The sequence below is a fragment of the Actinomadura sp. CNU-125 genome (assembly GCF_001942465.1).
Classification (GTDB): domain Bacteria; phylum Actinomycetota; class Actinomycetes; order Streptosporangiales; family Streptosporangiaceae; genus Spirillospora.
In genome coordinates, this window is sequence record NZ_MKJY01000169.1 from 1 (window position 1) to 11,176 (window position 11,176).

Annotated in this window: 16 protein-coding genes and 2 pseudogenes; 12 read left to right on the forward strand and 6 right to left on the reverse strand. The window is 70.8% G+C overall.

The window, feature by feature from the left end; all coding sequences use genetic code 11:
* From BJF79_RS60840 to BJF79_RS20435, 8 genes and pseudogenes are all read left to right on the forward strand, one after another.
* Positions 1 to 288, forward strand: a pseudogene (locus BJF79_RS60840) (hypothetical protein); the annotation flags it as partial.
* A pseudogene (locus tag BJF79_RS60845) lies at positions 288 to 569 on the forward strand (ATP-binding cassette domain-containing protein); the annotation flags it as partial. The pseudogenes BJF79_RS60840 and BJF79_RS60845, both read left to right, overlap by 1 nt.
* 33 nt (positions 570 to 602) lie before the next feature.
* Complete coding sequence (locus tag BJF79_RS60850) at positions 603 to 875, forward strand: hypothetical protein (protein WP_075899619.1); 273 nt, start codon at positions 603 to 605, stop codon at positions 873 to 875.
* A gap of 230 nt (positions 876 to 1,105) precedes the next feature.
* Positions 1,106 to 1,942, forward strand: a complete 837-nt coding sequence (locus BJF79_RS20415; protein ID WP_075899621.1) for an SAM-dependent methyltransferase — start codon at positions 1,106 to 1,108, stop codon at positions 1,940 to 1,942.
* Positions 1,939 to 2,163, forward strand: coding sequence for a DUF397 domain-containing protein (locus tag BJF79_RS20420; RefSeq protein WP_075899623.1), 225 nt, complete (start codon positions 1,939 to 1,941; stop codon positions 2,161 to 2,163). The genes BJF79_RS20415 and BJF79_RS20420 overlap by 4 nt, the downstream gene beginning before the upstream one ends.
* A gap of 72 nt (positions 2,164 to 2,235) precedes the next feature.
* Complete coding sequence (locus BJF79_RS20425; protein ID WP_158079245.1) at positions 2,236 to 3,069, forward strand: helix-turn-helix domain-containing protein; 834 nt, start codon at positions 2,236 to 2,238, stop codon at positions 3,067 to 3,069.
* A gap of 17 nt (positions 3,070 to 3,086) precedes the next feature.
* Complete coding sequence (locus tag BJF79_RS20430; protein ID WP_075899645.1) at positions 3,087 to 3,284, forward strand: DUF397 domain-containing protein; 198 nt, start codon at positions 3,087 to 3,089, stop codon at positions 3,282 to 3,284.
* Between the two features lie 434 nt (positions 3,285 to 3,718).
* Positions 3,719 to 4,474 (forward strand): ATP-binding protein, encoded by a 756-nt coding sequence (locus BJF79_RS20435; protein WP_143220056.1) that lies wholly within the window; start codon positions 3,719 to 3,721, stop codon positions 4,472 to 4,474.
* Positions 4,475 to 4,534: 60 nt separating this feature from the next.
* Here the strand turns inward: BJF79_RS20435 and BJF79_RS20440 are convergent, their stop codons facing one another.
* Positions 4,535 to 5,287, reverse strand: coding sequence for a siderophore-interacting protein (locus tag BJF79_RS20440; RefSeq protein WP_075899629.1), 753 nt, complete (start codon positions 5,285 to 5,287; stop codon positions 4,535 to 4,537).
* A 135-nt stretch (positions 5,288 to 5,422) separates the two neighbouring features.
* Here BJF79_RS20440 and BJF79_RS20445 point away from each other — a divergent pair, with 135 nt between their 5' ends.
* Together BJF79_RS20445 and BJF79_RS20450 are read left to right on the forward strand one after the other, a co-directional pair.
* Entirely contained in the window at positions 5,423 to 6,148 is a 726-nt protein-coding gene (locus BJF79_RS20445) for a TetR/AcrR family transcriptional regulator (RefSeq protein ID WP_075899631.1), read from the forward strand.
* 165 nt (positions 6,149 to 6,313) lie between these two features.
* Positions 6,314 to 7,129: a hypothetical protein gene (locus tag BJF79_RS20450; RefSeq protein WP_262402323.1), complete on the forward strand. Its 816-nt coding sequence runs from the start codon at positions 6,314 to 6,316 to the stop codon at positions 7,127 to 7,129.
* An 11-nt stretch (positions 7,130 to 7,140) separates the two neighbouring features.
* On the opposite strand, the gene BJF79_RS20455 is transcribed toward BJF79_RS20450, so the two are convergent.
* From BJF79_RS20455 to BJF79_RS20475, 5 genes are all read right to left on the reverse strand, one after another.
* Positions 7,141 to 7,437, reverse strand: a complete 297-nt coding sequence (locus BJF79_RS20455; protein ID WP_075899633.1) for a hypothetical protein — start codon at positions 7,435 to 7,437, stop codon at positions 7,141 to 7,143.
* Positions 7,438 to 7,632: 195 nt separating this feature from the next.
* Positions 7,633 to 7,884: a hypothetical protein gene (locus tag BJF79_RS20460; protein ID WP_075899635.1), complete on the reverse strand. Its 252-nt coding sequence runs from the start codon at positions 7,882 to 7,884 to the stop codon at positions 7,633 to 7,635.
* An 18-nt stretch (positions 7,885 to 7,902) separates the two neighbouring features.
* On the reverse strand, positions 7,903 to 8,376 hold the full coding sequence (locus BJF79_RS20465) for a hypothetical protein (protein ID WP_075899637.1): 474 nt from the start codon (positions 8,374 to 8,376) through the stop codon (positions 7,903 to 7,905).
* A gap of 157 nt (positions 8,377 to 8,533) precedes the next feature.
* Positions 8,534 to 8,725, reverse strand: a complete 192-nt coding sequence (locus BJF79_RS20470; RefSeq protein ID WP_262402324.1) for a DUF397 domain-containing protein — start codon at positions 8,723 to 8,725, stop codon at positions 8,534 to 8,536.
* A complete protein-coding gene (locus BJF79_RS20475; RefSeq protein WP_143220057.1) occupies positions 8,722 to 9,543 on the reverse strand; it encodes a DUF5753 domain-containing protein in 822 nt (273 codons plus the stop codon). Before BJF79_RS20475 ends, BJF79_RS20470 begins: the two co-directional genes overlap by 4 nt.
* A gap of 167 nt (positions 9,544 to 9,710) precedes the next feature.
* Here BJF79_RS20475 and BJF79_RS20480 point away from each other — a divergent pair, with 167 nt between their 5' ends.
* Both BJF79_RS20480 and BJF79_RS67095 read left to right on the forward strand, forming a co-directional pair.
* Positions 9,711 to 10,154, forward strand: a complete 444-nt coding sequence (locus BJF79_RS20480) for an ATP-binding protein (protein WP_143220058.1) — start codon at positions 9,711 to 9,713, stop codon at positions 10,152 to 10,154.
* Between the two features lie 468 nt (positions 10,155 to 10,622).
* A partial coding sequence (locus BJF79_RS67095) for a BTAD domain-containing putative transcriptional regulator (RefSeq protein ID WP_410050116.1) occupies positions 10,623 to 11,176 on the forward strand: 554 nt, incomplete at its 3' end.

Below are 11,176 nucleotides of genomic sequence, written 5' to 3' on the forward strand. Positions count from 1 at the left end.
CCGTCCGCGCAGCCACGACAGATGCTCGGCGGAGTGGTATGCCTTGTCGGCACGGGCCTTGACCGGCCTCCGCCGACCCTCGCCGCCGCCGCGTCCGCCGCGATCGACCCGCCGCCCCCGCCCGCCGCGCGTCCGGCCGACGGCGGCCTGGCCGCCCGGAACGTGACCCGGGTGCTGCGGTCGCGCCGCCGCACGACCGTCGCGCTGGACGGCGTCGGCCTCGACGTCGCGCCCGGCGAGGCCGTTCGCGGGTCGTCGGCGCGAACGGCTCCGGCAAGTCCACCCTGATCGGCGCGCTCGCCGCGCTCGACCGGCCCGCCGCCGGGACCGTCCTGCGCGACGGACGGGACGTATGGCGGCTGCGCGACCGGGACCGGCGCGCCGTCCGCCGCCGCACCGGGCTGATCTTCCAGAACCCGCTCGCGTCCTTCGACCCCCGGCACACGGTCCGGCAGGCGATCGCCGAGGCCGGGCCGTACGACGACGACCTGCTCCGCCGCGCGGGCCTCGACCCCGCCGTCGCCGGACGCCGTCCCGCGACCCTGTCCGGCGGCGAGTGCCAGCGCGTCGCGATCGCCCGCGCGCTCGCGCAGCGGCCGCGCGTGCTGCTCGCGGACGAGCCGACCAGCGGCCTCGACGTCCTCACCCGCGACCGCATCCTCGACCTGCTCACCGGGCTGCGCCGCGACGACGGCCTCACGATCGTCCTCGTCACGCACGACCTGCGGGTGGCGCGCCGCGTCGCCGACCGCGTCGTCGTCCTGCACGAGGGCCGGGTCGTCGAGGACGTGCCCGCCCGCGACCTCGACGACGCCGCCCACCCGCGGACGCGCGGCCTTATCGACGCGACCGCCGCGACGCCCGTCCGGGGTTAGGGCCCTCTTCGGCAATCCGATCGCACATCAATTCGATAGTTCACGCCGTACTCCCTGGTGCGTTATGGAATCGTTCCTGGGCGGTAAGCGGCTCGGCCCGGCCTGCGGTAAAAGACACGCCCACGGCACTGCACACGGGGCCGATTTATGCTTCATAATTTGTGCATCACAAGTTGGGGCGAAACGGGCAACTTGACCAACGGCACGGCAGCGGATCCGGAGGCGATGCGATGAGCGGCACCGAGGAGGCCCCACCCGGAGTGGACGTCTCCGTCCCGAGCGCCGCCCGGCTGTACGACTACTACCTCGGCGGCGAGCTCAACTACCCGGCCGACCGGGCGGCGGGCGCGGAGGTCACCGAGAAGGTCCCCGAGATCCGGGACGTCGCGTGGTCCAACCGCGGCTTCCTGCAGCGCGCCGTGCGCTGGGTCGCCCAGCAGGGCGTCAACCAGTTCGTCGACGTCGGCGCCGGGCTGCCCACGCAGAACAACACGCACCAGGTCGCGCGGGCCGTCCGGTCCGACGCCCGGGTCGTCTACGTCGACCACGACCCGATCGTCCGGCTCCACGCGAACGCGCTGCTGGCCGGCGACGAGCAGACCACGGTGCTGCTGCGCGACATGCGCGACGCCGAAGCCGTCCTCGACGACCCCGCCACACAGGACCTGATCGACTTCTCCAAGCCGGTCGCGGTCCTGCTCGTCGCGGTGACGCACTTCCTGTCCGACGACGAGGACCCGTGGGGCCTCGTCGCCCGCTACCTGCGCAGACTCGTGCCCGGAAGCTACCTGGTGCTGTCGGCCGGCACTCAGGACTTCCAGCCGGACTGGCGGGTCAAGGCCGTCCAGGAGGTCTACGCCAGGTCGTCGACCGGCGTGCACACCCGGACGCGCGAGCAGTTCGAGCGGTTCTTCGACGGCCTCGACATCGTCCCCCCGTACGAGGGGGCGAAGGCCGAGGTCACCTACGTCGGCTTCTGGGGCGCGGAGGACGCGGAAGAGGCCGACAGCGACGGATCCCGGTGGAGCTACTGCGCGGTCGCCCGCGTGCCCGAGGAGGAATCGTGACCAAGCCGTCCGCGACACAGCTGGGCATCGACCTCGACGCCCTCGACTGGACGCGCTCGCAGACGCCGGAGGGCGGCATCGAGGTCGCCTTCGCGGGCGAGTGGACCCTGCTGCGCACCGCGAACGAACCCGGCGCGCTCGTGTCGGTGTTCGACGAGCGCGAGTGGGCGTGCTTCCTTGACGGTGCGAAGAAGGGGGAGTTCGACCGGGTCGCGGACTGAACCCGTGCGATCTGCGCGGCACGGATCGTCCGGGAGCGGCCGGGCGCGGGCATGCGGAGGGAGGCGACGACCGTGAGCGACGCGTACGGGGCCACGATCGCCAAGTGGACGCTGGCGCGGCGGCTGAAGGAACTGCGCGTCGCGTCCGGCTACACCGCCAACCAGGTCTGCGACCAGCTCAGCTGGGGCCGCGGCAAGGTCGGCCGGTTCGAGGCGAACGTGTGGGTCCGTCCGGAGCTCAGCGACATCCGCGACCTCGCCCGGGTCTACGGGGCCGACCCCGAGGAACTGGAAAAGCTGGCGACCAGCGCCCGCCGCCGCGCCTGGTGGCGCGAGTACGGCGAGGTGTTCGAGAACGTCGAGTTCCCTGGCTTCGAGAACGACGCCTCCGAGATCCTCGTCTTCACGCCGCTGCTCGTCCCCGGCCTGCTGCAGACCATCCCCTACATCCAGGCGCTCCTGGCCGTCGGTACCCGGACGCCCGACTGGCAGGAGCGGGCCCTGCGCGCCCGCCTCCGCCGCCAGCAGATCCTCGAACGCCACGACGGGACGGCGCCCAAGTTCACCGCCCTGATCACCGAGGCGGCGCTGATGTACCGGTGGGGAGACCTGGAGCTGCGGCGCACCCAGCTGGCGCACCTGCTCAAGATGGCCGAGCGGCCCAACGTCGAACTGCGGCTCATCCGCTTCCAGGACGGCATGCACCCGGGCATGGCCACGCTCTTCCACATCTTCCGCTTCCCCGGCGAAGTGGAACCCATGGTCTACCTGGAGAACGACCTGGCGATCCAGGGCATCGAGCACTTCGAGAACGTGGAGGAACATGAACTGAACATCTTAGAGGCGGCGCTCGGCCCGGCCGACAGCGTCGAGTACCTCAACAAGCTCATGGCATCACTCGAGTGATCCGCAAGGAGACACGCATGGACCTCTCTCAGGCACAGTGGTTCAAGGCTTCGGCGAGCGCCAGCAGCAACGGTGCGTGCGTCGAGGTCGCCGACCTCGACACGGCCACCGGGGTGCGCGACAGCGTGACGCCCGACGCGGGCGCGCACGTCGTCGCCCGTCCGGTGTTCGCCGCGTTCCTCGCCGACGTGAAGGCGGGCCGGTACGACCGCTAGCGCGGGCTCGCGGAAAAGGGCGTTGATCGCCTGAAGCCGCACACGAGGGTCCCCCAGGGCTGCATCCCTGGGGGATCTTCCGTGTGCGGCCCCTCTCAGGCGTTCTCCACGCTACAGCGCACGCACCCGCCCGTCCCAGACGCCCGCCGTTACGCGTTCGTCCGATCATGGACGCGCGGGTTTTGTCAGTGCGAGTCCGTATTGGTGGTCATCTCGTTCGTCAACTCGACTCCTTGCTCATGTTCGAGGTTTTGTCGGGCCGCATGTGCGACACTGAATCTGTGATTCACAGGTAGCGAGTCGGGAACTGCAGGGCTTATGTCGCGATTGTCGGGATCATTCAGCCCGGGCCGTCCCCAGACCACCTACCGCTCTCACGCGCCGGTGGGCGGTAGCCACGGAAGAAATCAATCGACTTCACCGAGGTGGCGACCATGACGAAGGCGGCGACGGTGTGCGGGGTCCCCTGGACGCTGGAAAACGGCGGCTGCACTGCCCTGCCCCTGCCCCCCGACGAGACGATCGCCGGTGTCGCGCGCGCGCACGTCGCGAACCTGCTCCCCAAAGCGGGCGTCCACGACGCGGCCGACGTCACCCTGATGGTCAGCGAACTGGCCACCAACGCCCTCCAGCACGGCACCCCCCGCTCCGCCGACGGAACCCGCAAGCCGTCCCCCGGCGCCGAACTCTGGATCTACCGCCGCGGCGACGGCCGCGGCCGCCAGGAACTCGTCGTCAAGATCTTCGACGAGCTCCGCTGCTGGCGGCACCACCCCCGCGGCGGCCCGATGCCCGAGCACGGCCGCGGCCTCGACATCATCGACCTGCTCTCCGGCGGACGCTGGGGCCACCACGCGTCCCGCTCCCGCCTCCGCAGCCCGCAGGTGTCCGGCAAGGCCACCTGGTTCGCCGTCCCGGTCCGCGCCGGCCGCGGCCGTCCGCTCTCGCCCGTCCCCGAGCACGCCATCGAGGAACTCGGCGCCCTCCTCGCCGAGCGCGGCCTCGACGACCCCACCCCGGTGGCCCCCGCAGGCCTCGCCGTCGGCGCCCTCACCGTCTGGTGCGAGGGCGCCGCCTTCCACTGGTGCGACCACGAGGGCGAACTCGCCCGGATGCCGGTCGCCGACATCACCGAAGCCTGCGAACAGCTCGTCCGCCTGCACGAAACCGCCCGCGAAGGGGCCCCCTGACCGTACGTCCCGTCTCCAGGAGGGGGGTGACGGGACGTACCGACCCATTACGCTCCCACGTCAGTGCAGGCCGCGCTTGCCCACGGCCCAGAACGGCTTGACCTTGACCGACCGGCGGTCCCAGCCGCGCTCGCGGACCAAGTGGTCGCGGATCTGCTGGCAGGTGCGCGCCTCGCCCGCCAGGTAGGCGGCACCGTCGCCGTCCGGCAGGTCCAGGCCCGCCACCGCCGCCAGCAGCGTCGGCGACGCGACGGCCGGCGCGCCGTCGCGGTGCACCCGGCGCAGCCGGTGCGGGCCGGGCATCGGCATGTCCTGTTCCGGAGACTCGCTCTCCAGCACCCCGTACACGCGGTCCGCGGGCTCCAGCGCCCGCAGCATCGGCCCGAACGCGGCACCGGCGGTCTCCTCGCCCACGAACAGATGGAACGGCGCCGGACGAGTGTGGAATTCGCCCTGCGGCCACCAGATCGGCACCCGGTCGCCCACCGCGGCAGTGCGCGCCCATCGCAGGCCGATGCCGTCCCCGTCGTACAGGTGCGCGCGCAGTTCGATCGCACGCTCGTCCGGGTCGAACTCCCAGATGGTGTAGGTGCGCAGCGTCTCGCCCGGGCGCAGCAGCCCCGACACCGACAGCGGATCGTTGATCTCGACCCGCACGTGCTGCCCCGGAACGTACGGGAAGCCGACCGGCTCGTCCGCGACGAGGCGGATGCGCCGCATCGTCGGCGTGACCGTCCCGACGTCGGTGACGGTGGTGTCCAGGCGGTACTTGGCGAACGCGCCGACCAGCGGATTGCGAACACGCTGTGCCATCTCAGCCGCCCTGCCGAGAAGCAGGGGCCACCGCAACTACGAACATGGTCATCTCCTTAGATGCTCTAGAAGATCTAGTACCTCTAAGGAAACATAGAGGCACTAGGCTGTCAACGTCGTTCAGAGAGGACGGTCATGCCCGCACACCCCGCCCGCCGCCGCGAGAGGCTCCGCGAGGCGACCCTCGCCGAGATCCGCGAGGCCGCCCGCCGGCTGCTGACCACCAAGGGCCCCCCGGCGGTGACGATCAACGCCGTCGCCCGCGAGATCGGCATGAGCGGCCCGGCGCTCTACCACTACTTCGCCTCGCACGACGACCTGGTCGCGGCCGTGACCGCCGACTTCCTGCGCGAGCTGACCACCGCGATGGAGACCGCCCGCGACGCCCACGCCCCCGGCGCGTCCGCCGAACGGCTGCTCGCCACCTGCCGCGCCATGCGCGACTGGGCCATCGCCCATCCCGCCGAGTTCGGATGGATCTTCGCCAGCCCCATCGCGCCCGCCGCGTCCGCGCGGCACCGTCCCGACTCGCCCCGCAACCAGGCGGGCCGCGACTTCGAACTGGTCTTCCTGCAGCAGATCGAGGAACTGTGGGCCGGTCCGCGTTTCCCGGTCCCCGCGGCCGAGGAGCTGGACCCGTCCGTCCGCGAACAGTTGCGCGCCTACGCCGCCGCCCTGGACCGCGACCTGCCCATCGAAGCACTCTACGTCGCCCTATCGTGCTGGATCCGGCTGTACGGGCTCCTGTGCATGGAGGTCCTCAACCAGCTCGACTTCGTCTACTCCGACCCCGGCCCCATCTACGAGGAAACCCTCCGAGACCTGGCCGCCACCCTCGGCCTAGCCGTCACCGACCAGTGACGGCGCCGATCCGACAACCGGCCGGAGGTAATGGGAGCCGCCGATCCCGATGGTGAGGCGTCGCGGGTTTCTGGCCGGAGGTGGCCTGGTCAAGCCGTCGCAGGTCCAGGCGGTCGGACGAGTGGGACACTCGGCTCGGACGTGACGATAAAAGGAGATCGAGGCATGGCCACAGATGCCTTTGACGAGCCGGTTCCGGCAACACCCGGACGTGAGCAGCGAGTCCTCGACCTCTTGGACAAGGCGATCAATTCCCAGAGCCTGCTGGTGCGCAAGAACATCACGCGGGCCCGCCAGCGGAACCCGGAGGCGACGCCGGCGCAGGTCATCCGCACTCTGGAGCGGATGTACGTCAGCACCTTGACCGGCACGGGCGCCGCGGTCGGAGGGACCGCAGCCGCGCCCGGCGTCGGCACAGGAGTCGCACTGGCACTGTCGGCCGGCGAAACGTTCTCGTCTCTTGAGATGAGTGTCCTTTTCGCGCTCTCGATCGCCGAAGTCCACGGAGTTCCCATCGACGAGATCGAGCGCCGCCGAACGATCGTTATGGGCATCATGCTCGGCGGGTCCGGCTCCGCCACCATTTCGAAGGTCGCCGAGCGTACGGGGCAACACTGGGGGCGTCAGGTCGTCGCCAAGGTGCCGGTCGAGACGTTGCGTCAGATCAACAAGATCTTGGGGAAGAACTTCATCACGAAGTACGGGACCAAGCAGGGGGTCATCGTTCTCGGTCGAGTGGCACCGTTCGGTATCGGCGCCGTGATCGGTGGCAGCGCCAACGCCGCGATGGCCACCCTCACCGTGAGGGCCGGTCGTCGCGCATTTGGCCCGCCCCCGACGTCATGGCCGAGCACGATCGTGGCCTCAGCCCCGTCCGAGGCAGAAACGGGCATCACAACCGCTGGCGAGGACACCGACGATCCCGATGGCGGCGAGCCGACCTGGACGGTCGACGGTAGCGGGGGACCGATCGAAGGCTGAGGGTTGCGGCATCACGGAGGCGGATGGGCAACTACCGGGGGCTCTGGGGTGAGCCGCAGTCGCCGGACGTCGGGCAGTAGGAGCGGGGCGATCGCGACGGCCAGCATCGTTGCCGCGCACACCACCATCACCGGCCGGGTGCCGACGCTGTCGGCCGCGTGCCCGGCGGCCAGGTAGGCGAGCGGGATCGGAAGCGAACCGATCGTTTCGATGTGGCCGACGACCCTGCCGAGCTGCCGCTGGGGCACGTGCGTCTGGACGACGCTGCGGCGCGCGACGCCGCCGGGCCCGGCCACCGCCGCGCCCACCACGCTCGCGGCGGCGACACCGGCGTGGGAAACCCGGCCGCCATGGCCACGACGCCGAGGCCGAGCCCGGCCTGGCCTCCGGCGATGGCCCATCCGGCGCGGTCGATGCGCATGAGGACGGCCGTCAGGGCGCCGACCGCGCTGCCCGCCGCGAGCGCCGAGTTGATCCAGCCCCACTGGCCGACCCCGCCGAGTTCACGGGTCGCGTGCACCGGCCCCAGGACGAGCGCGCACATGAACGCCGCGTCCCGCGGCCGCGTCCGACAGGGTGAGCGCGACCAGCCAGCGCCGCGCGGCGAACGCGCGCAGCCCGGCGACCAGGGTCACCGGAGCGTCCTCGGCCTCCCCATGGCCGGTGCGTACGGACTCGGCCGCCCCGCCGTCCACGCTCACCACTGGACGGCGGGGGAGGCGCGTGAAGATCGTCGCGGCGACCACGAACGTCACCGCGTCCCAAGCGATCAGTCATCCGGCGTCCAGAACCGCGACGAGAACGCCTGCGGTCGCCGGGCCCAGTACGGCGAGGGTCATCTGCACCGTGCGAAGTAGCCCGTTGGCCTGTTGCAGCAGCCCGGGTTCGAGCAGGTTCGGCACCAGCCGCGCCCCGGTGACGACCGACAGGCTCGCCGCGACGGCGCCCGTCCCCGCGGCCGCCGCCAGCGGCGCGACGGCCGTCACCCCGTTGAGGATCAGCGCGGCTTCGGCGAGTTGACCACAGGCGGCGGTCAACTGCGAGACGACCAGCACCGCGCGCAGGTCGGCCGCCCGGTCGGCGACCAGCCCCATGACCGGCATCGCCACCAGGTACAGGACGTACTCGGCCGCCAGAACGATGGCGATCCGCATTCCGCCGTGCCGACCGTCGGCGAGCGCGGCGGCCAAAGCGAATGGCGCGACCGACGACCCCAGGACGCTGACCATCCGCCCGGCGAAGTACACGCGATAGCCGCCCCGGCACAGGGGAGCGACGGCGTCACGGACACGCTCTGGAAGGACCATCACTGATCAGGCCGCTTGTGGCCGGTGTAAGACGGGTGCCCCCCGGAACGTCGGACGGCCCCGGCGGCAACACCGCCGAGGCCGTCCGCGCGTCGGGTCAGAGGTCGAGGTCTCCCGCTTTCGCGCGGCGCACCAGCGTGCGGGCTGCCGCACGGTCGAGCACCAGGTGACCGCCCTCGGGGTCCTTGCTGTCGCGAACGCCCACCTGGGCCTCCAGATGTGCGACCTCCACGCAGTCGCCCTGCGTGCCGCTGTGGCTGCTCTTGCGCCACGGTGTCGGGCGTGTCACTTGAATGCCTCCATCACAGATCGGATCAGCTCCCGGGAGGGGCCTTCTGGGAGTGCCTTCGCGCTGATCTGGTCGTACCTTACGACATACCGTTCCACTTCAGCCGGACTCGAGACCAGTCGTCCGGTTCCGGGTGACTCGGTGTATGCGACGTCGGTGAAGTCGGTCCCTTTGAGGAGCTTGAAGGCGCCGTCGAGTCCGGGGTAGGCCCCGACGTCCCAGCTTCTCGGCACAATCCGGATGATCACGTTCGAGCGCTCGGACATGTCGAGGAGGCGTTGGAGTTGCGCGCGCATGATCTCCGGACTGCCGACCGGCCACTCGATGGCGTTCTGTGAGATGAGGGCCGTCAGATGGACGGGGCGAGGCTGTCGTTCGAACAGACCCTGGCGCTCCATGCGCTCGCGCAGCATCTCGGTCGGGTTTTCGGCGTCGCCCGACTCGATGACGCTGCAGGCGTAGTCCTCGTTTTGGAGCAGGCCGGGGATGACGTCGCCATCGTAGAGCCGGATCACGTTGGCCGCCTGCTCCAATTCGACATATTGGGCGAACCACTCCGGATCGTGTCCGATGCTGGCGAACCAGACCATAAGCTCGAAGAGGCGACCGGTTCCCCATGCTTTGTCTAGCTTTATGGCTTCATCGCCACGAAGTCGTCGGTGGCCCTGCTCAAGCCTTGAAAGTGTCGAGTCGCTGGTGTTGAGAATCTTGGTCGCGGGCTTCGCTTGGTTGACTGGCCTCGTGCGCCAAACTCGCAGGTAGTAGGCGATGAAGTCCCACATGTTGCCCTGCGGATCCGGTGATGGCTTGATCGCCATGACTGACTCCCCCGAACTTGCGCGCATTCCCAGATGTCTGCGGAATAAGTGCAATCTACTGTCCGGCCCATCAGTCTGTGGCTCAGTTCACAGATCTCTTTCGAAGGATGTGGTCGGCATGAGCGCGTACACCGTCGGTCTCGGCGAGACGTGTGGTGGGTAATCGCGTGGAGGCACACAAAAGTCGTCGCGGTGCGGACGTTCGTCCGTCCTCTCCGCCGGACGTGATCGAGGCGGCGCACGCGGAGATGGTGGTCAAGCGGCATCTTGAGTCGGTCGCGGAGGTTCGGGGGTTCATTCGGCTCGTGCTCGGGGCGAGCGGCATGGACGACTTCGTTCCGTGCCTGGTCGCGAGCGAGCTGGTCACCAATGCGATCCGGCACACGACCGGGGAGGACGACGTCACGTTCCGGCTCGGGCACAACGAGGACGGCTCGCTCTGGATGGAGGTGCAGGATTCGCACTGGGAGGAGCCGCGTGTGCAGCGGGCCGATCTGGACGGCGAGTCCGGGCGCGGCTTGTTCGTCGTCGAGCAGTACACGCGGTATTGGGGTGTGCGGCCGTTGTCGGGCAATACCGGCAAGGTCGTGTTCGCGGTCCTGAACCCGTGAGCGCGTTGAGGGGGCGTCGTCCACGGGGTGTGGGCGACACAATGGGGGCATGTTCGTCGGGATCCTCGGGCCGTTGGTGGTCATGGACGGCGGGGAGGTCGTGCGGGTGCGGGGCGCGCGGTTGCGGGTGCTGGTGGCGCGGCTGGCGCTGGAGCCCGGACGGACGGTGACGGGCGGGGCGCTCGCGCGGGCGGTGTGGCCGGACGGCGGGCCGGGCGATCCCGCGCACGCGCTGCAGGCGCTCGTGTCGCGGCTCCGGCGGGCCCTCCCGGACGGCTGGGTGCGTTCGGTCCCCGGGGGATACCTCCTCGACGTCCCCGAGGACGCGGTGGACGCGCACAGGTTCGAGCGGCTCGCGCGGGAGGGGGCGCGGGCGCTGCGGGGCGGGGAGGACGTGCGGGCGGCGAAGGTGCTCGCGGAGGCGCTCGCGCTGGGCGCGGCGAGCCGCTGGCGGACGCGCCGGTCGCCGTGCGGCTGCGGGAGTTGCGGCTCGCCGCGACCGAGGACCGCATCGCCGCCGACCTGGCCTCCGGGGACGAACCGGGCGGGCTGGTCGCGGAGCTCGAAGGGCTCGCCGCGCGGCACCCGCTGCGGGAGCGGGTCCGGACGCTGCTGGTGCGGGGCCTGCACCGGGACGGACGGGACGCGGAGGCGCTCGCGGTGTTCGAGGGGTTCCGGCGGGTGCTGGCGGACGAGTTGGGGAGCGACCCCGGGGACGAGCTCCGCGCGGCCTACCTCGATGTCCTGCAAGTGCCGCGGACGAGGCCGCGCGGAAACCTGCGGGCGCGTGACCGGGTTCGTGGGGCGGGACGACGAGTGCGCGTGGATCGCGCGCCGGTTGTGGGACGGACGGCTCGTCACGCTCGTCGGCACGGGCGGTGCGGGCAAGACGCGGCTGGCGACGACGGTCGGGGAGCGGCTCGCGGAGCGGTTCCCGGGCGGGGTGTGGCTGGTGGAGCTGGCGGCGGTCGCGGGGGACGACGTGGCGGGGGCGCTCGCGGAGGTCAGCTTGAACGGGCCGG